Source organism: candidate division WOR-3 bacterium (assembly GCA_039801725.1).
In the GTDB taxonomy this organism is placed as follows: domain Bacteria; phylum Hydrothermota; class Tepidihabitantia; order Tepidihabitantales; family DTDR01; genus DTDR01.
Map to the genome: position 1 here is coordinate 45,259 of JBDRVE010000003.1, position 21,911 is coordinate 67,169.

The 21,911-nt window shown below is 30.4% G+C and carries 21 protein-coding genes and 1 tRNA gene; 5 read left to right on the top strand and 17 right to left on the bottom strand.

The window, feature by feature from the left end:
* The first annotated feature begins 89 nt into the window (after nucleotides 1–89).
* The 5 genes from thrS to pheS are packed head-to-tail and all read left to right on the top strand — an operon-like array spanning nucleotide 90 to nucleotide 4,062.
* Nucleotides 90–1,943, top strand: coding sequence for a threonine--tRNA ligase (gene thrS / locus ABIK75_01240; GenBank protein ID MEO0089721.1), 1,854 nt, complete (start codon nucleotides 90–92; stop codon nucleotides 1,941–1,943).
* Nucleotides 1,927–2,517 (top strand): translation initiation factor IF-3, encoded by a 591-nt coding sequence (gene infC, locus ABIK75_01245; protein MEO0089722.1) that lies wholly within the window; start codon nucleotides 1,927–1,929, stop codon nucleotides 2,515–2,517. The genes thrS and infC overlap by 17 nt, the downstream gene beginning before the upstream one ends.
* Nucleotides 2,498–2,692 (top strand): 50S ribosomal protein L35, encoded by a 195-nt coding sequence (gene rpmI / locus ABIK75_01250; protein MEO0089723.1) that lies wholly within the window; start codon nucleotides 2,498–2,500, stop codon nucleotides 2,690–2,692. Before infC ends, rpmI begins: the two co-directional genes overlap by 20 nt.
* A gap of 12 nt (nucleotides 2,693–2,704) precedes the next feature.
* Nucleotides 2,705–3,061: a 50S ribosomal protein L20 gene (gene rplT, locus ABIK75_01255; GenBank protein ID MEO0089724.1), complete on the top strand. Its 357-nt coding sequence runs from the start codon at nucleotides 2,705–2,707 to the stop codon at nucleotides 3,059–3,061.
* On the top strand, nucleotides 3,058–4,062 hold the full coding sequence (gene pheS / locus ABIK75_01260) for a phenylalanine--tRNA ligase subunit alpha (protein MEO0089725.1): 1,005 nt from the start codon (nucleotides 3,058–3,060) through the stop codon (nucleotides 4,060–4,062). The genes rplT and pheS overlap by 4 nt, the downstream gene beginning before the upstream one ends.
* Here the strand turns inward: pheS and era are convergent.
* The 17 genes from era to ABIK75_01345 form a co-directional block, all read right to left on the bottom strand.
* The gene (era, locus tag ABIK75_01265) at nucleotides 4,059–4,937 is read right to left on the bottom strand and encodes a GTPase Era (protein MEO0089726.1); all 879 of its coding nucleotides are present in this window, start codon (nucleotides 4,935–4,937) and stop codon (nucleotides 4,059–4,061) included. The two genes, pheS and era, sit on opposite strands and share 4 nt — an antisense overlap.
* On the bottom strand, nucleotides 4,934–5,860 hold the full coding sequence (locus ABIK75_01270) for an acetyl-CoA carboxylase carboxyltransferase subunit alpha (protein MEO0089727.1): 927 nt from the start codon (nucleotides 5,858–5,860) through the stop codon (nucleotides 4,934–4,936). The genes era and ABIK75_01270 overlap by 4 nt, the downstream gene beginning before the upstream one ends.
* Nucleotides 5,857–6,690: a hypothetical protein gene (locus ABIK75_01275; protein MEO0089728.1), complete on the bottom strand. Its 834-nt coding sequence runs from the start codon at nucleotides 6,688–6,690 to the stop codon at nucleotides 5,857–5,859. The genes ABIK75_01270 and ABIK75_01275 overlap by 4 nt, the downstream gene beginning before the upstream one ends.
* Nucleotides 6,668–7,798, bottom strand: a complete 1,131-nt coding sequence (locus ABIK75_01280) for a hypothetical protein (protein ID MEO0089729.1) — start codon at nucleotides 7,796–7,798, stop codon at nucleotides 6,668–6,670. The genes ABIK75_01275 and ABIK75_01280 overlap by 23 nt, the downstream gene beginning before the upstream one ends.
* A 412-nt stretch (nucleotides 7,799–8,210) precedes the next feature.
* Nucleotides 8,211–8,993 carry a hypothetical protein gene (locus tag ABIK75_01285; protein ID MEO0089730.1) on the bottom strand — a complete coding sequence of 261 codons (783 nt, stop codon included), beginning with the start codon at nucleotides 8,991–8,993 and terminating at the stop codon, nucleotides 8,211–8,213.
* Nucleotides 8,990–9,967, bottom strand: coding sequence for a phosphoribosylformylglycinamidine cyclo-ligase (gene purM / locus ABIK75_01290; protein ID MEO0089731.1), 978 nt, complete (start codon nucleotides 9,965–9,967; stop codon nucleotides 8,990–8,992). The genes ABIK75_01285 and purM overlap by 4 nt, the downstream gene beginning before the upstream one ends.
* Nucleotides 9,957–11,705 (bottom strand): DNA polymerase/3'-5' exonuclease PolX, encoded by a 1,749-nt coding sequence (polX, locus tag ABIK75_01295; protein MEO0089732.1) that lies wholly within the window; start codon nucleotides 11,703–11,705, stop codon nucleotides 9,957–9,959. Before polX ends, purM begins: the two co-directional genes overlap by 11 nt.
* A complete protein-coding gene (locus ABIK75_01300) occupies nucleotides 11,692–11,916 on the bottom strand; it encodes a hypothetical protein (GenBank protein ID MEO0089733.1) in 225 nt (74 codons plus the stop codon). Before ABIK75_01300 ends, polX begins: the two co-directional genes overlap by 14 nt.
* Nucleotides 11,916–13,985, bottom strand: a complete 2,070-nt coding sequence (locus ABIK75_01305) for a hypothetical protein (protein ID MEO0089734.1) — start codon at nucleotides 13,983–13,985, stop codon at nucleotides 11,916–11,918. The genes ABIK75_01300 and ABIK75_01305 overlap by 1 nt, the downstream gene beginning before the upstream one ends.
* A 60-nt stretch (nucleotides 13,986–14,045) precedes the next feature.
* Nucleotides 14,046–15,161 carry a hypothetical protein gene (locus ABIK75_01310; GenBank protein ID MEO0089735.1) on the bottom strand — a complete coding sequence of 372 codons (1,116 nt, stop codon included), beginning with the start codon at nucleotides 15,159–15,161 and terminating at the stop codon, nucleotides 14,046–14,048.
* An 8-nt stretch (nucleotides 15,162–15,169) separates the two neighbouring features.
* Nucleotides 15,170–16,345 (bottom strand): aminotransferase class I/II-fold pyridoxal phosphate-dependent enzyme, encoded by a 1,176-nt coding sequence (locus ABIK75_01315; GenBank protein ID MEO0089736.1) that lies wholly within the window; start codon nucleotides 16,343–16,345, stop codon nucleotides 15,170–15,172.
* A 2-nt stretch (nucleotides 16,346–16,347) separates the two neighbouring features.
* Complete coding sequence (gene proS / locus ABIK75_01320; protein ID MEO0089737.1) at nucleotides 16,348–17,769, bottom strand: proline--tRNA ligase; 1,422 nt, start codon at nucleotides 17,767–17,769, stop codon at nucleotides 16,348–16,350.
* A gap of 3 nt (nucleotides 17,770–17,772) precedes the next feature.
* Nucleotides 17,773–18,534: an undecaprenyl-diphosphate phosphatase gene (locus tag ABIK75_01325; GenBank protein ID MEO0089738.1), complete on the bottom strand. Its 762-nt coding sequence runs from the start codon at nucleotides 18,532–18,534 to the stop codon at nucleotides 17,773–17,775.
* Entirely contained in the window at nucleotides 18,535–20,157 is a 1,623-nt protein-coding gene (locus tag ABIK75_01330) for a POTRA domain-containing protein (protein MEO0089739.1), read from the bottom strand.
* Nucleotides 20,130–20,636 carry an HNH endonuclease gene (locus tag ABIK75_01335; protein ID MEO0089740.1) on the bottom strand — a complete coding sequence of 169 codons (507 nt, stop codon included), beginning with the start codon at nucleotides 20,634–20,636 and terminating at the stop codon, nucleotides 20,130–20,132. Before ABIK75_01335 ends, ABIK75_01330 begins: the two co-directional genes overlap by 28 nt.
* A complete protein-coding gene (locus tag ABIK75_01340; protein MEO0089741.1) occupies nucleotides 20,636–21,799 on the bottom strand; it encodes a tetratricopeptide repeat protein in 1,164 nt (387 codons plus the stop codon). The genes ABIK75_01335 and ABIK75_01340 overlap by 1 nt, the downstream gene beginning before the upstream one ends.
* 30 nt (nucleotides 21,800–21,829) lie before the next feature.
* A tRNA-Ala gene (locus ABIK75_01345) sits at nucleotides 21,830–21,901 on the bottom strand.
* Between the last annotated feature and the right edge of the window lie 10 nt (nucleotides 21,902–21,911).

Genomic DNA, 21,911 nt, shown 5'->3' on the forward strand with positions numbered 1-21,911 from the left:
CTTTCCTTTAGTATTTTCTAACAAGTTGGTGTTGCTATTTTGATTATAATTTTTATTGACAATAAAAAATTGATTATTATAATAATAATGTGAAAGTATTAGATTTATTTAAAGATAATCGAATCGTAGCCGCAAAATTGAAAGGTAAATTAATCGATTTAACTTCTGATATTAACGAAGAAGATAAAGATGAAATAGAGCCGGTATATTTTGATAGCGAAGAGGGAAGAAATGTATTTTGGCATTCCTCTGCCCATTTATTAGCCCATGCGGTAAAATCTCTTTTTCCTTCGGTAAAATTAGGAATTGGACCAGCAATTGAAGATGGGTTTTATTATGATTTTTATAAAATTCCACCTTTTTCTGAAGGGGATTTTTCTTTAATCGAAGAAAAAATGAGAGAAATTGTAGAATTAGATTTACCTATTGAGCACTTGTATTTAAAGCGGGAAGAAGCAATTAAGTATTTTAAAGAAAAAGGAGAAGATTTCAAATTAGAAATTTTAAACGAAATACCGGATGAAAAAATTTCTGTATATAAACAAGGTGATTTTATTGATCTTTGTTTGGGACCTCATTTGCCGAGAACAGGAATGATAAAGGCTTTTAAACTTTTGAGTGTTGCCGGTGCTTATTGGAAAGGAGATGAAAGAAATCCAATGTTATCAAGGATATACGGAGTAGCCTTTCCAACAAAGAGTGAATTAGAAGAACATTTAAAATTTTTAGAAGAAGCAAAAAAGAGAGATCATCGAAAATTAGGAATCTCTTTAGAACTTTTTTCTTTTTTTGAAGAAGCAGGTAGTGGTTTAGTCTATTGGCTTCCAAAGGGTGCAATCTTGCGGAGAATTATTGAGAATTATTGGATTGAAAAACACTTAGAAAAAGGTTATCAACTTGTTTATACTCCTCATATTGCTCGGGAGGAATTATGGCGAATTTCGGGTCACATCAAGTATTACAATGAAAATATGTATTTTATTCCCCAGGAGAATGAGAACTATGTATTAAAACCGATGAACTGTCCTGGTCATATTTTAATTTATAAATCCAAAGTAAGAAGTTATCGAGATTTGCCATTAAGAATCTGTGAATTAGGAACAGTTTATCGACAAGAAAGAAGCGGCGTTTTATATGGGACTTTAAGGGTTCGAGGATTTACCCAAGATGATGCTCATATTTTTGTTACCCCTGAAATAGTGGAAGAAGAGATTGTTAATATTTTAAACTTTTCCTTAGAGATATTAAAAGATTTTGGTTTTAAGGAGTTTGATTTTGAACTTTCCTTACGGAGTTTATCGAAAAAAGAGAAATATATGGGAAGTGAAAAAGAGTGGGAAATGGCCGAAAGAGCATTAATAAATGCTTTAAAGAAATTAAATCTTTCTTATAAAGAAGCTTATGGTGAGGCTACTTTTTATGGACCAAAGATTGATTTAAAATTACAAGGATTTATAAAGAAAGAACAAGCAACAACAATTCAATTCGATTTTAATCTTCCTAAACAATTTAAAGTAACTTTTATGGGAAAAGATGGTTATCATCATGAAACAGTAATTATTCACCGAACTATTCTTGGCTCTTTGGAAAGGTTTTTAGGAATATTGATTGAATATTACGGTGGTGCTTTTCCTGTTTGGCTTTCACCAGTGCAAGTAGTAATAATGACAATAACTGAAAAAGAGATTCCTTATGCCAAAAATATTTATGAAAAGATAAAAAATGAAAAAATAAGGGTAGAAACTGATTTTCGTTCGGAAAAGATTAATTATAAAATTGCTGAACACGAAAGAATGAAGGTGCCTTATATGATAATTTTAGGTAAAAAAGAAGTAGAAAACAAATGTTTGAGTGTTCGGAAAAGAAAAGAAGGAGATATTGGTAGGATGGATTTAGAAGGTTTTATTAAAATGATAAAAGAAGATATTGAAAAAAGGAGGTGAACTTATTAGCAACAAAAACTGGCGAATAAATGAGAATATAAAAGCATGCCAAGTAAGAGTAATTGATGAGAATAAAAGAAATTTGGGAATTATGCCACTAAAAGAGGCTTTAAAATTAGCGCGGGAAAAGAACTTAGACTTAGTAGAGGTTGTTCCAAATGCTTCGCCACCAGTTTGTTACATTGTAGATTACGGTAAATTTAAATATGAACAGCAACAAAAAGAAAAAGAATTGAAAAAGAAGCAGTTGGCTTCAGTTCTGAAAGAAATAAGGCTTTCACCAAAAATAAATGAACATGATTATCAAACGAAATTAAATCAAATAAGAGAATTTTTAGAAGCAAAACAGAGAGTAAGGGTAACTATTGTTATGCGTGGCCGGGAATTAATCCATAAAGAACTGGGATTAAATTTGGTAGAGAAACTTATTAAAGATATTGAAGAATTTGGTTATTTAGAAAATAAACCAAAATTTTTGGGAGAAAGCGGTCATGTTATTCAGTTGACCTTTTTACCTGGTAAAAAAATTATTAAAAAAGAAGAGGAGCGAAAAGATGAAGTTAAAAACTCATAAAGGTTTAAAAAAAAGAATAAAAGTAACCGGTACAGGAAAAATTTTACATTGGCGAGCTGGTAAATCCCATTTACTGGCCAAAAAAACACAAAAGAGAAAAAGGCGACTATCTTTAAAAAAGGAATTTAGTAAAAAGGATGAAAAAAGAATTAAGAAATTGATTCCAGGAGTTTAAGGAGGTGAGAGTATGCCAAGGGTAAAAACTGGACCTTATACCAGAAAGAGAAGAAAAAAATGGTTGAAATATGCTAAAGGTTATTGGGGTGGTAAACATCGTCTGTATAAAACAGCACGTTTACAGGTAATGAAGGCGTGGCTTTCGGCTTATCGAGAAAGAAAACGGAAGAAAAGGGTTTTTCGAAGATTATGGATTACCCGATTGAATGCAGCTTTAAGACCTTATGGAATTACCTATTCTAAATTTATTTATGGTTTAAAACTTGCTAACATTACTCTTAATCGAAAAACTCTTTCGGAATTAGCAATTAATAATCCTCAAGAATTTGAAAAAATTGTTGAATTAGTTAAAGCACAGTTAAATTGAACGAGGAATTAGAAAGAATTATAAAAGCTGCCGAAGAAGAACTCTCTTTAATAAAAGATTTAACTGCTTTAGAGAATTTTCGTATTAAATATTTAGGAAGAAAGGGGGAGTTAACAAATTTTTTAAGGAAAATAAAAGATTTATCTATTGAAGAAAAAAGAACCTTAGGAAAAAAAGCCAATGAATTTAAGGAATATTTAGAAAAGGTAATTGAAGAAAAAAGAGGTCTTTTAAAAGAAGAAAAAAGAGAAGTTTTTTTTGATTATACTTTACCGGGAAGGAAATTTTGGTTAGGACATAAACATCCAATAACTCAGGTTATGGAAGAATGTATTGATATCTTTGTACGAATGGGATTTAAAGAAGAACAGGGACCGGAAATAGAGGATGAATGGCATAATTTTACTGCCTTGAATATTCCGCCTTTACATCCGGCAAGAGATATGTTTTCCACGTTTTATCTTCCTGATGGTCGGTTATTAAGAAGCCATACTTCTCCTGTCCAAATAAGAGTAATGGAAAGAGAAAAACCACCAATAAGAATTATTGCTCCGGGACGAGTTTTTCGTCCGGATGATTTTGATGCTTCCCATTCACCTGTTTTTCATCAGATCGAAGGACTTTATGTAGATACCGACGTGACTTTTTTAGATTTAAAAGCCACCTTGGAAGAATTTTGTCATTTATTTTTTGGTAAGGAGGTAATAATAAAATTCACTCCTTCTTATTTTCCTTTTACTGAACCGAGTGCTGAAGTATCAATTTCCTGTTTGAAATGTTTAGGCAAAGGTTGTCCTCGCTGTCGGGGTAAGGGATTTTTAGAAATTTTAGGTTGTGGAATGGTTCATCCCCAAGTTTTAAAAAATGTGAATATTGATCCGGAAGTTTATAGCGGTTTTGCTTTTGGTTTAGGAGTAGAAAGACTTGCCATGATCAAGTTTCAAATAGATGATATAAGACTTTTTTATCAGAATGATCTAAGATTTTTATCTCAATTTTAAAAACCATAAACTGTTTTCTTAATGAATTGAGAATCTTTTCGCCAATTTTCTTTTACTCTTACCCAAAGTTCTAAATAAATTTCTTTACCTAAAAAAGCCTCAATTCTTTTTCGTGCCATTTCTCCCAATTTTTTCAATGCCTTACCTTCTTTGCCGATAATAATCTTTTTTTGAGAAAGTTTTTCGACATAAATAGTTGCCCGAATATAATCTTTTCCACTTTCTCTTTCTTTAAATTCTTCTACTTCCACAGTAGTACAATAGGGAATTTCTTCACCGTAAAGATTAAAAATTGCTTCTCTAATAAACTCCGCTACGAAAAATCGTTCATTCTTCTCGCTAATTATATCAGTTTCGTAATAAGGTTCCCCATCTTTTAAATACTTGACGATCCCTTCCTTTAATTCTTCAATGCCAACATTTTTTAGGGCTGAAATAGGGTAAATTTCCGAAAATCCCATTTGATTATAAGTTTCTATTAATGGTAAAATTAAATCTTTTTTAACCAAATCTACTTTATTTATTGCTACCAAACAAGGTTTTTCTTTTTCTTTTATTTTTTTTATTATTTCGTTTTCTAAATCATCGGGGGGACCAAAAGGTTCACAAACAAAAAGGGTAACATCTGAGGATTCTAGACTTTCATCAATCTCTTTTGTCATGAATTCATGCAATAGATATTTGGGTTTTAGAAGTCCGGGAGTATCCAAAAAAATAATCTGATAATCTTTTTCGGAGAGAATTCCTAAAATTTTATGACGAGTTGTTTGTGGTTTAGGCGAAACAATAGATAGAGGGGTATTTAATAAGCGATTTAAAAGTAAAGATTTTCCTACATTTGGTTTTCCAAAAATTCCACAGTAGCCAACTTTCATATGCCCATCCTTCTAAATTTTTCAATTCTTTTATTTAAGATTTCTTCTTTTGATAATTTTATAAGTTCTCTTAAATTTCTTAAAATTGCTTCTTTTAAAATTGCCGCTGCTTCTTCCCAATTTTGGTGGGCACCTCCGAGAGGTTCTTTAACAATTTCGTCAATAATTCCAAATTTTAATAAATCTTGGGCAGTTAATTTAAGCATTTCAGCAGCTTTTTCTGCTTTTGAACCATCTCGCCATAAGATAGAAGCACAGCCCTCAGGAGAGATGACTGAATAAATAGCATTTTCCATCATTAGTACCCGATTGCCAATCGCAATTGCTAGAGCACCTCCGGAACCGCCTTCGCCAATTACTACCACAACAATAGGAACAGTTAATAGTGACATTTCTTTGATTGTTTCTGCGATCGCTTGTGCCTGGCCTCTTTCTTCGGCACCAATTCCTGGAAAGGCACCGGGAGTGTCAATAAAACTAATTATGGGTAAATTGTATTTCTCGCCAAGTTTCATTATTCTTAATGCCTTTCGATAACCTTCAGGATGAGGCATCCCAAAATTTCTTTTCAATTTCTCTTTTGTATCCCTTCCTTTTTGATGACCAACAATTACACAACCAATATCTTCAATCTTTCCTAATCCACCAACAATTGCTAAATCATCACCAAATCTTCTATCGCCATGAAGTTCAATAAAATCTTCGGTAATTCTTTCAATATAATCTAAGGTGTAAGGTCTTTGCGGATGTCTTGCTAGTAATACCTTTTGCCAAGGAGTAATTTTTTCAAAAATTTTTTTCTTAACTTTTATTAAGGCATTTTCTAACTTTTTTATCTTATCTTCATTGCCATTTTTTTTTGCCTCTTCAATTTTTTCTATTAATTTCGCAATCGGTTTTTCAAAATCTAGATACTCTTTCATTTTATTTTTCCAAAACTTATTCCTAAATGATGGGAAGAAGATAAAGATTTTAAAATTCGGTAGGCATATGATATTTTTAAAATATTTCTTTTTAAAGGATTTATGGAAAAGCCGACATTAAAAATTCTATTATAAAAATTATAACCAGTTTTTAAATCAATTATTGGATTGGGTTTCAATTCTAAACCCAACTTTAAATAATTCTTTTTTTCTCTTAAATCTCGGCTAAATTCTAAGTAATTTTTTAAAAAATCTATTGGTGAAAGTTTTAAAGTTAAATTTAAATTATTTGGTGGATAGAAATTTTGGGAGATATAGTGTAAGGGCAAAGAAAGATTAGTAAAACTTATAGAACCTGTTAGATATTTAATTGGTGAATAATCAATTCCGAAATCAAAGCCAAAGGAATAATCAGAATAAATATACAAAGTTGAATAATAAAATTTTAAAGAGAAACCAACATTAAAATTTTTTAAGAGTTTTTTAATTATAGAAAAAGAAAGAACATAGTCTTCGGCTGAATAATAACCCCAAAAATCAGTAGGATATTTTCCTCTTCTTTCAATTTCGCCATATTTAAAATTTACAATTTCTAACCCGTAATTAATTAAATTTGTTTCTCTTAAAAGAAGGAGAGAAATTTGAGAAGTGGATAGAGGATAAGAACTGTAATTTATTTCTACTAAAAAATTTTTATAATTGGCATACTTGGCAGGATTATGAGCAAGGGAACCAAGAGAGATTTCTTCTAAAGTAGTACCGTTGTTTAAAAAATTAAAAGCAAAAAGGAAATTTAATAATAAAAAATTAAACTTCAATGATTTCCACATTTGCCCGTGGTACAATTATTCTTCTTTTATCTTCTAATTCTACTTCCACAACTCTTACGTAAGATTCTGTTTCAATCTTCTGTAATTCTACTGGTAGAGAAACTACCTTGCCAATCATTCCAAAATAAGGTTCACGGATGATTCTTACCGGAGTTCCAATTTCTAACCCTTGAGAATATTTAAAAGAATCTTCCATTTGTTTTTTGTTAAAACTATCTCGTTGGGTAACAATTATCTCCGGTCGAATTACACCTGCACGAATTTGGGTAGCACCGTTCATTGAGGCAATTTTCCTCTCTAAAGATTTCAATAAAGAAAAAGTTTTTTCTGCCATTTTCATTCGACCAAAACCTTCGGTAATTATTAAAGTCAAATTACAATTTTCTTGCCCGGTAATGGCAACACCAATATCGTAACCGAGAAAATTCTTTATTGTTTCGTCTTCAATTCCACCTACAACAATTCCTCTCACACCAACCTCTCTTGCTTTTTTTAACGCCTCTAAAGTTACCAAAGAGCCTCCAACTACAATTTCCCCTTTACAATTTTCGTCAATCTCTTTTTCCGTCAAAACATCCTCCGGTTTAGAAACTACTACTTTTAAAATTCCTCGTGTTTCTCCACCAATACCAAAAATCCCTTGCACTAAACTAGCATAAGTTTCAATTATTACACCTTCGTTTTGGATGATCTCTTTCACTATACCATCAATATAAGCACTAACTTGGACAGGCTGTGGTGGTTCACGGATAATAACTTGCCCAGTGATTTCTGAAATATTTTCAATCTTTCCTTTAACCGGACTTCTCACATAAGATTTAAAGAGACCAAAGAAACTTTTAGTATAGGCAATAACTTCATCCTTCTCAACTTCATCGCCTTCCTTCTTTATCATTACTTCCCTTATATCCTCTGGTGGAATATTTAGCAGACCAGCAACATTAACCGTTTGGACATTACCGGGAAGATAAGTTTTCGCAACAATATCCTCACCTTTAACTTCCTCACCAATTTTAACCAAAATCTCACCTGGTAAAGGAAGCCTTCTTTCCTTTCTAATTAAAGTAAAATCAGTTACTTTCAATCCAGGAATATATGCATGCGCCATATAATAAAAATAATAAAATTTCCTAAAAAGTCAATCTAAAAAGAAATATATAAAAAAATTAATATTTGTCAAGATTAAATTATAAAAGAGAAAAAAATTTGCATTCTATGCAAAAATTTTAAAGCAGAAAAATTTTCTAAGCCATTTATATTCCAAATACTTATCTAAAATTTGTAATAAAGATAGGGAACGTCTCTCCCATATCTTTTATATTCGTCTTAAATCCCATATTAATCCTTGTCTTATTAACTATTTTAGTAATAACTTTATAAGATGTATTAGTATTATTCTTATGAAGTATTTTATCAAAAGCCTTAATAAGTATTTTAGTATGGATTCTCATAAGTGTCTTAATGTTAGTTTACCCAAGTGTGCCAGGGGTAGTAATATAAGGAGAATGGGTTAATTTATATTAGATAATTTGGTCAATATAATTAAAGGTATTTTGAATCTGCTGTTGTAATTGTCCATAAAATCTCTGTTTCCAAGCATTTTTGGGAGAGGGGTTAGGTATAAAAATCACATCTATCTGTTTTTGAAATGTGGATATATTAAGATGACACTTAATAATCAAATCATTTTTGGTAGTATAAGATTGAATAATTTTATTTATATTAGGTTCAGGAGAACCAAAAAAACCATATAAATCTTGTGGATTTATTAATTCTTTAAACAAATTAGTCTGAAGAATGATTATAATATCAGGTTGGAAATAAATTATTTCATTTATAAAAAGACAAAAGCAAGCACAAAAGGAAGGCTTTGGTTTATTTCTAAAAGTTCTTTTCCAGAGATGTGTCCAATAAATTCTTTTTAAAAATTTATTAGGATTAGGTTGGGAAGGATTTGAAAAAACTCTATAAAAAGTGTGATAAATAAATTCAAATATATTACAAGGTGTTCCATAACTTCTTTGAGAGTTATATTTAGAAGATGTATTTTGAAGCCCATGTTGTAAATGTTCGGTTATAAATTCATTGACATTATTTGCTACTCTCTTTGTATATTTAGATTTGCCGGGAAAATTATAAGGACTTTCGGAAATTAGCATTATTTTCTTTTTATTATTAGTAACGATGGGAAATTGAAAAATTAAAGCAGGAACATTTGGGTTATAACAAGGATTATTGCAAGGACAAGTATTGGGATTATTTTGACATTGATTTAATAATTGAATAGTGTAATTACTTATCATACAATTTTAACTCCAAAATTACCCTTTATAACTTTACCAATAATTTTTGCTTCTTTTATTTTTCTTAAAATCTTGCTATCTTTTTCAACAATTAAAACTATGCCCATTCCCATATTAAAAACTTTATACATTTCCTCTTCGGGAATATTTCCATATTTTTGGATAATTTTAAATATCTTAGGAACTTCCCAAGTTTTTTTGTAAATTATGCAGGAAAGACCTTTTGGTAAAATCCTTTTTATGTTTTCATAAAATCCACCACCAGTAATATGGGCAATTCCTTTTATTTCTTTTAAATATGGAAAGATTTCGTTTAAATAACTTTTATGAGGAATTAATAATTCATCTCCCAGTGTTCTTTTTAAGCCTTTTATTTTTATATTAAATTTTTTAAATATTTTTCTAACTAACGAATAACCATTGGTATGAAGTCCGGAAGAGGGGAGACCTACAATTATGTCCTCTTCTTCTATTTTTCTGCCATCAATAATTTCTTCTTTTTCACAAACACCAATAATAAAACCAACTAAATCGTAGACACCTTTTGGATAGAAGTCAGGCATCTGGGCAAGTTCGCCGCCTACTAAGGCGATATTGTTATATTTACAAGCTCTTTTTATTCCAGTTATTACTTCTTTAACAACTTCTTCTTCAATCTTGCTAAAAGCAATGTAATCTAAGAAAAATAAGGGTTTGGCACCAATTGTTAGAATATCGTTGACACAGTGATTAACGATATCTTCACCAATTCCTTTATGTTTATTCATTTGGCAAGCAATCAAAATTTTCGTACCTACTCCATCAACACTAGCAACCAGGACTGGATTTTTATAACCTTTTAATTCAAAAAGGGAACCAAAAAGACCGATATCTGATAATACCAGAGGAGTTTTTGTTTCTTTAGCTTCCTTTTTTATAAATTTTTTGATAAGGGATAGTCTATCGATATCAACGCCAGCTTCTTTATATAACATCCGCAGTTATTTTCTTAGTTATTTCTTTTAGAAATTTGATAAGTTTATTATAATCCCAAGTATTTATCACATCTTCTTTTTCTAACCAAGCTCTGCGAGCGATGCCGACACCGAATCGCATCCATCCTAAATCTCTAACTGCGTGAGCATCGGTATTTATAGCAATTTTTATTCCAAGAGATTTAGCCTTTCTCAAATGCAATTCATCCAAATCTAATCTATCGGGATAGGCATTAAGTTCTAACACTTTATTATATTTTTGGGCATATTCTAAGACTTTTTCAATGTCGACTTCATATCCTTCTCTCTTAGAAATTAATCTTCCTTGAGGATGGGCAATGATATGAACATAAGGATTTTTAATTGCTTCAATTAATCTTTCAGTAACTTTCTTTTTAAATCCTTGATGGACAGCGGCGACAACCACATCACATTCTTTTAATATTTCATCAGAAAAGTCCAAGCCACCGTCGGGTAAAATATCCACTTCTATTCCCTTTAAAATTTTTATGTCTTTATATTTTTTAGAAAGTTTATCTATCTCTTCCCATTGTTTTTTTAATCTTTCTTCATCTAAACCATGGGCATATTTAGCAAATTTAGAATGATCGGTTATTGCGATATATTGATAGCCAATTTTTCGACAAGCATTAATCATTGTCTCTAAATCGTCTAAACCATCAGAGTAAGTCGTATGTATTTGAAAGTCGCCTTTGATATCTTTTAACTCAATTAATTTGGGCAATTCTCCCTTTTGGGCGGCTTCAATTTCACCTCGGTCTTCTCTTAATTCCGGTGGAATCCAAACTAGTCCAATAGCTTTGTATACCTCTTCTTCAGTTCTACCAGCAATCATTTTATCACCTTTAAAAACACCGTACTCTGAGATTTTTAACCCCTTATCTTTGGCAAGACTTCTTAGTTTAATATTGTGAGCTTTTGAACCAGTAAAATATTGGAGAGCCGCACCATAAGACTCTTCCGGAACAATTCTGATGTCTACTTGTCTTGCCTCTTTTCCTTCACCAATCATTACCGAAGCTTTTGTTTCTCCAGCAGCAAGAATTCGTGAAACTTTTGGATATCTAGTAAAATATTCAATTATTTCTTGTCTATCTTTATCATCACAAGTAACAAGAATATCAATATCGCCAATCGTTTCTTTCCATCTTCTTAGAGAACCAGAGGGGCAAACTTCTTTTACTTTCTTGTTTTTCTTTAAATAATCAACTACTTCTTCGGCAATATTAAGGGCAACATCAATTGGTATTCTTGCTTGCGATTGTTCGTAGAGTTCGATTCCTTTTTTAATATTTTCAACCTTTTTTTCACCCATTCTAAATAATTTTGCCAAAGAGCCGTTTTCAATTACCCTTTTTAAATCTTCTAAATTTTTTACACCAAGTTCTTTGTGTGCTAAAGCCAATGTTTTTGGACCAAGATTTTGGATTGATAGAAGTTCTAACAGCCCTTCAGGAATTCCTTCCAAGGCTTCTTCATATTTTTTCATTTTACCAGTTTCTAAATATTCTTTAATCTTTTTTTCAATTCCTTCACCGATTCCTGGAATAGAACGTAATTTTCCTTTTTTATAAAGTTCTTCAATATCTTCTGTTAATTCTTCTAATGCTCTTGCTGCTTTTCGGTAGGCAATAACTTTATATTGTAGTTCTCCTTTATATTCTAAAGCATCGGCAATCGTATTAAAAATTTTGGCTAACTCCTTATTTTTGTTCATAACATTCCCAATTATTATTAGGCAATCTAATTATTTTATAATACTTTTGATTACAAAAACATAGAAAAATAATCTTTCTTTCGCGGGTTTTAAAATCTTCAACAATTTCTTTATAGAGAATCTTTTCAATTAAATACTCTTTACCATCCATCAAAATCGCACGTGGTCTTTCTTCTCCTTTATAACCTGAATAGATTTTTACTTCATACATTACCGAAGGATAATGATCTTTTTGACAGCTTTTTTGTTTCGGGGAATGATAAAATAAATACCTGTTCTTATTTTCTCTTTATTCAATTTTTCTCCTAATGAATTAAAAATTGAATAGTCTTTTTCTGAATAAATTAAATCTTTTTTAAAATAAATTGTTTTAATATTTTCTTGAAAAACTGCTTCAAATTTATTTTCTTCAATCCCAATGGCTCTTTCCCGATAAGAATAGAACAAATTGGTTTTATTACCTAAAATAAAGAAGAAAGTTTGGAAATCAGGTACATAAACCATTGAACTTCCTTTTGTTTTGTTTATTGGCAATGAATCAATAAGATACCAACTATCTCCTTGGGTATACTGCCAGAATTGAGCTGTTCCTCCTTTGAGACAATAAATTTTACCATCTTTATAAGTCAAAGAAGTTCCATTTTTTGGTTTTTTCTTCTTTTTACTATTAGAAGGTGCTTCGGGAAGAGAAGATAATTGAGTGAAAGAATCAGTAAAAATATTATATTTATAAAAATCACCATATTTGCCCTTTAAAATATAAATATTATATCTACCATCATAGGCTAAACAACTTCCTTCGTCCATTGGTTTACCGCTTGGATTTATTGGAATATCTTTTCTTTTTATCCAAGTATCTCGTTCAATGTGATAAGAATATAAATTATTAGTTTTTGAACCATAAAGCAAATAGATAAAACTAGAATCTAATTTTTTTACATAAATCATATCACAACCGCTTTTCAATTTTGTTTCTTTTCCGGAAGGATATTTGAAGCCGTAAGGAATATCTTTTCTTCTTTCCCATTTTCTTTGAGAAATATTGTATCGCCAGAATTCTAAAGTATTGCCACCTTTGATGAGATAGATATAATTGGAATTATCACTTGCTAAAGCACATCCTTTTTTTATTCTTTTTTTCTTTTCTCCACCAGGAACAGTTTCTAATTTTTGCCAATTATCACTTAAAATATCGTAAAGAATAAAATTATTAGTGTTGCTACCAGTTATTGCGTAGATAAATCTCGGAGGCAAGTAGGTCATATCACTGCCGTCTTTTACAGGTTTATCAGCAATTAAATCTTTTCTTTTTTTCCATCCTGGCTCGGGAAGGCTATAAGTAAAAATTGTGTCATAATAGACAATTACTGGATTATGTTCATTTGTTATAAGCGAACAGATTACTGGATGAACACCAGGAGTTAAAGTAATATTTTCCAAAATCACCGTATCATAAATAGGATGGTAAATAGTAGAAGATAGGTGCCCACTTCGGCGGAAAGTATTCTCACCAATTTTAATTACTAAAATATAATCCCGAGAAAAGAAAGAATCGTTTCTGGTAATAACTTTTAAATTAAAAGGCACCTCGGCAAAAATTGTTTCCGGTGTAATTTTTTCAATATAAAAATAATAAGGAGTAAAAGTATCAATAAGATGGATAGTATCTCGGATTTTATTAGAAATCGTCCAAATATAAGGTCCAAAATAAGTAGTATCCCAAATAGTAGTGAAAGTCTGGTATTTCAAAAAATCTCCTTCTCTTCGCCAAACTTTCACTACCAAAGTATCATAAGGCTGAACTTCTAAGGGGTTTAAATTTAAGGCATAATAGTTCCAAAGATTACCTTGTTGAGAAGTTAGTTGGCAAGAATCGATTATAAACTTATTATTTCTTTTTAAATAAGCTTTCATATAAGCAATTGGCGATAATGGTTCATAGGGCAAAATATGAGCAACAACAAAAGTTACGGCATTTGGATAAATATCAAATATTAAATTAGATTCAGTTTTTCTAAAATTTTTAATTCGAAAACTTAAAGTTTCTTGAAAACGGGAGAATATTCCAATTGTTTCTCCAAGAACATCAGCAAAGAATTGATAACGAGCAAATCCGTTTCCTAGTCGAAAAATTTCGGCATAGATAGTATCCGAAGTGTTTTGAGTATATACTTTAATTGTTTCAATTTCTATTTCCGGTTCAATCCGCACAAAACCAATCATTAATTGGGAAAAAGCAAAAGAGAAAAAAGTTAAAAAAAATACTAAAATTTTTATCATCTTAAAATTATGATAAAAATTTTTTGAAAAGTCAATATTTAGAGATTTGTCAGGTTTATTTTACTTTATTAAATATTGATAAACTCGATATTTCTTATAAAGTTTTACTCCCCAAGTTTCAATTGGTCTAATTATTTCAATATTATCTTCTAAAATCCAGGATACCTCTCCCCATTCATAACCCAGTTGCTTGCCTCCCAAGAAAGTTTCGTAATAAAGCAAAGCATCAACGCCAGTTTTCCTAAATTTCTTTTTTACTCCTAACGCCCATAGTCGAGCACTTTTAATTTTTCTTTGATAATATAAAAATTTAAAAATCCCAAAAGGAAAAAGTTTGCCTTTTAAATGAATTAAAACTTCGTTATAATTGGGTAGGGCAATACTTATTCCGGCTGGTTCTCCATCTACTTCCACAATAGGAATTATTTCGCTTTTGGCAATCGGTTTCAATTTTTTCCCTAAATAATTAATCTCTTCATCCGTTAAAGGAGTGAAATCCCAATTTTCTTGCCAAGCATCATTATAAACTTCTTTTATTTTTTTTAATTCAATATCTAATCTTTTTAAATTTACTTTTCTTACAATAAACCTTTCTTTCTTTTTTAACTTTTCAATAAGATTAGCAATTTTTTGGGGAACAAATTGGTCTAAATTAATATAGTAAGCATATAAATCTTTTGCTTTTACCATTCCGTATCTTTCAGCAAATTCCAAATAATAAGGAGGGTTATAGGACATTTTAATTACCGGAGGAGTATCAAAACCTTCGTAAAGAAAAGCACATTCATCATTTAAAGCCGGATTAGCCGGCCCAACCATTGTTTCCATCCCTTTTGATTTTAACCATTCTTTAGCAGTATCAAATAAGGCACAAGCAACATCAAAATTATTAATTACTTCAAAAAATCCAAAGAAGCCAATGTTTTTTTTATGATGATTTACATAATTATAATCGATGATGCCGGCAATTCTTCCGACTACTTCATTTTTTAAATAGGCTAAAAAAAGTTCAATATCCGCGTGGGTAAAATAAGGATTTTTTTCTTTGGAGACCGTTTCTTTCACATCACTAATTAATGGTGGAACAAAATTTTTATCATTTTTATAAATTTTAAAAGGTAGTTTAACAAATAAATCTAGCTCCCTTTTATTTTTAACCTTTTCAACTTTTATCATTACCTCTCCTACAACAGGGATCTTAATTTTTTAAACACTTCTAAGGCAAAGTCAATATCCTCTTCCTTATGGGTAGCCATATAACTTGTTCTAATTAATGAACGATTAGGAGGAACTGCCGGAGGAATTACTGGATTGGTAAAAATTTTATTTTTAAAAAGATTCTGCCAAAATTTTAATGTTTTTATATCTTCCCCAATAATTATTGGAATAATTGGAGTTACACTATTACCAGTGTCGTAGTCTAATTCCTTTAAACCTTTTCTCATTTTTTCAGTGATTTTCCATAAGTTTTTTCTTCTTTCAGGTTCAGTTTGTATGATTTCTAGTACTTTTAAAGCTGCTCCTAAAGAAGCCGGAGGTAGACTAGCAGAAAAAATTAGTGAGCGGGCATTATGACGAATGTAGGTAATTACCTTTTTTTCACCAACTACAAAACCGCCGATGGTTGCAAAGGATTTGGAAAAGGTACCCATAATTAAATCCACTTTATCCTCTAATCCGAAGTGTTCTGCAGTGCCACGTCCATTCTCTCCTAATACACCAACCGCGTGGGCTTCATCTAAAAGGACACGGGCGCCGTATTTTTCTTTCAATCTGATAATTTCTGGCAAATCGCATAAATCTCCTTCCATACTAAAAACTCCATCAACAACAATAAGTTTGCCCGAGTTTTTAGGAAGAGATTTTAAAATTCTTTCCAAACTTGCCATATTATTATGGGGAAACCTCTTTACATTTCCAAAGGATAATTTACAGCCATCAATAATAGAAGCGTGGTCAAGTTTATCGGTAATTACGTAATCATTTTTACCTACTAAAGAAGAAATGATTCCTAAGTTAGTTTGATAACCGGTAGAAAAAACAATACAGTCATCTTTCTTAAAAAATTTTGCTAACTTTTCTTCCAATTCTAAATGTAAATCTAAAGTACCGTTAAGGAATCGGGAGCCGGTGCAACCTGTGCCGTATTTTTTAACAGCCTCAATAGCTGCCTCTTTCACTCTCGGATCATTGGTTAATCCTAAATAGTTATTAGAACCTAACATTAAATACTTTTCTCCCTTAATTGTTACCCAATTGCTCGCTTCGGATTCAATAGGTTTAAAATAAGGATAATATCCGCGATTAATCGCTTCTTCTACTTTTTTATAATAAGTTTCACATTTATCAAATAGATCCATAGTTAATAGGCTCGGGCATAATAAATTATTAATTTAGTTTTTTTGCCACAAGATATGCATTTGCCTTCTTTTTTTTCATCCAAAGGAATACAGCGGGGTGTTGTTTTTGTTTCTTCTTTTATTTTTTCTTCGCATTCTCTTTTACCACACCAAAATATTTTTGCCATTCCCTTCTTTTCTAATATTTCTTCTTTCATTTTTGTTAACTCGTCATAGAAAAAGATTCTTTCTTTAAGAAAATTTTCTGCTTTTAAATAAAGATTTTTCTGAAGGTGATCTAAGATATTTTTTAAATTCTCTTTTAAATTTGACCACTTTATATTTTCCCTAATTTGATAATCTCGGCTGACTATTCTCATCTCTTCTTTTTCTAATTCCTTTTGACCGATTTCTATCCGTAAAGGAACACCTTTTAATTCCCATTCGTTAAATTTCCAACCAGGAGTATATTCTTTTCGGTCATCAAAATAGACCCTAAAATCCTTTTTTAGTTCTTCTTTTAAGGCTTCACATTTTTTTAGGATTTTTTCGTCATCTTTACCATAAAGAATAGGAATAATGACAATTTGGATTGGGGCAATGTTAGGAGGTAGAATAAGACCATTATCATCGCCGTGGATCATAATGAGTGCTCCAATTAATCTTGTGGAAACACCCCAAGAAGAACCCCAAGGATATTTTTCTTTATTATCCCTATCCAAAAATTTGATATTAAAAGCTTTAGAAAAATTTTGTCCCAAATTATGGGTAGTTCCTGATTGCAAAGCCTGGCCATCGGGCATTAATGCTTCAATTGTGTAGGTTCTGATTGCTCCAGCAAATCTTTCTGAGGGGGGTTTAAGGCCAGAAATGACCGGTAAAGCGAGTTCTTCTCTTAAAAATTCAATATAAATATTTAAAATTAATTTTGCCTCTCTCTCGGCTTCTTCAAAGGTCTGATGTAAAGTGTGTCCTTCCTGCCAAAGGAATTCAGTGGTTCTTAAAAATAACCGAGTAGTTTTTTCCCAACGGACAATATTACACCATTGATTGATTAAAATAGGTAAATCCCGATAAGATTTTACCCATTTAGCATACATACTACAAATTATCGCTTCCGATGTTGGTCTCACTGCTAATCTTTCTGATAAATCCTCTTCACCACCTTTTGTGACCCAAGCCACTTGAGGAGCAAATCCTTTCACATGTTCCGCTTCTTTTTTTAAAAAACTTTCTGGAATAAAAACAGGAAAATAAGCATTCTGGTGACCGGTTTCTTTAAATCTTTTATCCAAGGCCTTTTGAATATTTTCCCATAAACTGTAACCGTAAGGTCTTATTACCATACAACCTTTTATTGGTGCATAATCGGCTAATTCGGCTTTTAAAATTACCTGCGTATACCATTCGGAGAAGTTTTCGCTTTTCTTAACCAATTCTTTCATATTTTAAAAGATACGTAAAATTTTTAAATTGTCAATAAGAAGAAGAATAAAAAGAAAAAAGAGATAATAACTAAAGTAATAAAACCTTTTTTTAATTACTAAATATTTTAAAAAGTAGAGGGCGAAGAGCCCAAAAATAAAAGAAGAGAGAAATCCTAAGAAACAAGAAAGAGAAAGAAAAAGGGAAGGATTCTTATAAAATTCCAAAACATTGGCACCAATAATTGTTGGCAGTCCTAAGAGAAAAGAGAAATAAAATCCTTCTTCTTTTCTTATTCCTAAGTACAGGGCACCAGCGATTGTTGAGCCCGAACGGGAAATTCCCGGAAAAATTCCCAAAATTTGGAAAATACCAATAATCAATGATTGAAAATAATTAATCGAAAAAAACTTTTCTCTGGCATATTTGGTAAAATATATCAAAAAACCGCTTATTAAAAAGAAATAGGGGAGAGAATCAAAATTAGAAAAGGTTTTTTCAATAATATTTTTGAAAAACAAACCAATTAAAACAATAGGAATTAAGGCAATAATAATTTTTAATAAAAGAAAGTAATTTTTATTTTTGATCTCTCTTTTAATGAGAGAAAGAAGGAAAAAGATTAATGAAAGAGTTGTTCCCAAATGAAGACAAAGAAGGAGAGAAATATTGGGATTCAATTTTAAAATTCTTTGGAATATTAATAAATGACCGGAACTAGAGATTGGCAAAAATTCCGTCACCCCCTGCAAGGCGCCTAAGAAAATTACTTTTAAAATTTCCATTTAAAAATAATAAGTATAACCAAAATAAATTCTTGCGTCAAAGAGATTTGCTTTGATTGGTAAAGCAAAGGTTAGATAAAAAATACCATTTTTTGTGAAGAATTCCGAGCCTAAACCGTAACTCGTTAAAGAAATCGGTTTTTTATTTTTCCCATATCCGTAATCAATAAAAAGATAAGGGAAAAAGAGATTTTTATATAGATATTTCAGGTGATTGCGAAACACTAATAAAAAAGGAGAGAGATATTTATTTTCGGGAAAAGCCCGGACATTATTTTTTCCACTTATTGAAAATTTTTCGTAATCATAAATTGTATCCTTTAAGAAAATATTGCCTAAGAAAAATTCGGAATGGAGAAGAAAATTTTCTTTTAAAAAGGAGAAGAGAAATTCTAATTTCATTTCGGTTTTTAATTTTAGGTTATTTGATCGGTTGGCAATTTTTCTTTCGCCGGCCAATGTTTTCAAGGAGAGATAAAATCCTCGCTGGTAATTACTAATTTTATTATTAAAAATTAATTCCTGACCAATGGAAAAAGTTTGTGACGAGGGATAGGGTAATAAACGGGAGTTATTAAATTCCTTCTGAAAGATAAAATTTAGTGTGAACTCATCAATTTTTGTTGGCAAATAAAAGTTAAAATCTAAATTAAAAACAGAGTAAGCGGTATCAAAGTTTTTAAAATAAGTAGAAAATAAAATTTTTTTAAATACAAAAAGGTAAGGCTGTTGACAAGAAAAGAAATAAAAATTTTTATTCTGCTCTTTTTCTATTGCTAAATTAAATTCTTCTAAATTATTTAAAAAATTAAAAATTCTTAAACTTAAATTTAAGAAAAAAATTTTTTCATTAGGAAGATAAGAAAAAAGAAAGAAAAAATTGTTTTTCCTTGGATTAGAAAAGGAAAAGGTTAAAGAGTATTTTTTTTCCTCGTTGAGAATAAGAAAATAATTATCAATATCAAGATTAAGATTTCTTTTAATATTTTTTTTCATCTTTTCAATTAAACTTTTTTGGAAATAGAAGGGTTTAACAAATCTTGCTCCTTTTTTTAAAAGTCTCTCATTGAAAATAATTTCACCTTCCAAAGAAAGATTATCAATTTTTACCATTTCTCCTTCCTCAATAATTATTGTAAAATTTACTTTTTTCCCTTCTAACTCAAAATCTTTCAAATCAATCTTTACAAAAGGAAAACCAATTTCCCAATAAAAATCAGCAATCTTTTTAATAATTTTATTTAAATTATTTTGAGAATAATAATAATCTTTTTCTTTAATTAATTTCTCTAAAGTATCAGGTTTAATGAATTTAGATTGAATGTTAATTTTTCCCAGTTGATATCTTTCGTTCTCTTCAATAAAATAAAAGAGAGTTAAAAAGTTCTTCTCTTTTTTCATTGCGATATTTACTTTTACATCAAAAAAACCCTCTTTTAAGTAAAAGTCAATAATTTTTTTTCTAAGTTCAAAAATTTCTTCTTGGTTTTGAGGCAGTGAAAAAATGATTTTCGGTTTTATTTTTTTCCAACCTTTAATTTCTACTTTATTAATTTTTAATTCTTGAGAAAAAAGAGAGATAAAAAAGAGAAGAGTTATTTTTGGAAAAGATAGGCTCGCCAATTTTCGGGAATTTCTGGCAGGGAGTTTAACAAAAAGGTAATATAATTTGGCGCCTTTGGTTTTTTCAAAAGTTTTAAATTGGTTTCACTTAATCTTTTATTTCCTTTAAGAGTATTACACTCCACACAGGCACAGACTAAATTTTCCCATTCATCTTTTCCGCCAAAGGCCTTAGGTATTATGTGATCAGTGGTTAAAGGGACATTCTTTCTTCCACAATATTGACAGGTGTAATTATCTCTTTTTAAAATATTTTTCCTTGTTAAAGGAATTTCTCTTCTTTTTACTTTTACATAATAAGAAAGGCGAATAACGCTAGGCATTACTAAACTGGTGCTTGGCGTTCTGATTTTTTTGCCATCTTCTGCTTCAATCAACTCTGCCTTCTTTAAAAACAATAATTTCAATGCTTTCTTTAATTTACAGATTGTTAATGGCTCGTAATTGGCATTTAAAAGCAAAATCTTTTTCTCAAACATTATTCTTCAATTTTAATTCCTTGGAACCAAAGTTCTTCTTTTATTTTATCCATTATTATCTTAATTCTTTTGATTTCGTTTCTCGTATATTCAAAATAAGGGCTATCTTCTTTCACTTTATTATAATTATTAATTGCTTCTTTATATAAATAATAAGCATCTTTTAACTGTTTATTTTTCTGTGCCTCTTCGGCTCTTCTTCTTTTAATATCGCCGGCAATAACAAAAGCCACATCTAAATTAGGAGAGATTGCTAATGCCTTTCTTAATTCTTCCTCGGCTTTAGAGTAATTGCCCGTTTGTTGATAATAATCAGCCAGATGAATATGGGGCATCGGATCGTTAGGCGACAAATTTAATGCTCTATTAAACATCTCTAAAGCATTTTTATATTTCTTTTGCTTTAAATAGACATCACCAATTTTCAAAATTATTGCTACATTATTGGGATTTTTGGAAAGGATATAATTATATTCATTTATTGCTTTATCATATTCATTCAATTCAAACAATATATCACCATATTTTTCTCTCAAAGATAATTCTTCAGAATAACGGATAAGACATTTTTCAAACATACTTTTTGCCTCTTTAAACCTTTTTCTTCTGGTTAAAAACTCACCATATTTATAAAAAATATCAAGTCTTTCCGGACAACGAGTAATCAAAAGAGAATATAAAGAATCTGCCTTCCTATCTTGATTGGTTTTTATATAAATCTCAGCCAAACCTAAATATAATTCCACATTAGTGGTATCAAGATTGATCCCTTTCATATATAAACTTTCCGCTTTATTTAAATTATTCAAAGAAAGATATAAATCCCCTAAAGCCTCATAACCTTTGCTATTTTTGTTGTCAATCTTTAATGCTTTTAAATAATATTCTTCTGCTTTAGAAGCATCTCTCAGTTTTCGGTAGGTATTACCAATTGCGATATAAACTTCGTAATAATTAGAGTCATAACTTAAAGCAGTATTAAAATTTTCTAAGGCTTTTTCCCATTCACTTTGTTTATAATATTCCGCACCAATACTATAATATTTTTCTGCTTCTTTTCTTCTCTCTAAAAGTTCCTCTTCGGTATATTTTTTAACAGTGGTAGTTGGTGCACAGCTCAAAATAAAGAATAGAATAAAAAGCACATTAGATATTTTTTTCATTTTTTCTCCTTTTATTCTCATTTTATTATATGGAGCCGACGGGATTCGAACCCGTGACCTTTTGACTGCCAGTCAAACGCGCTCCCACTGCGCCACGGCCCCATTATTAAAT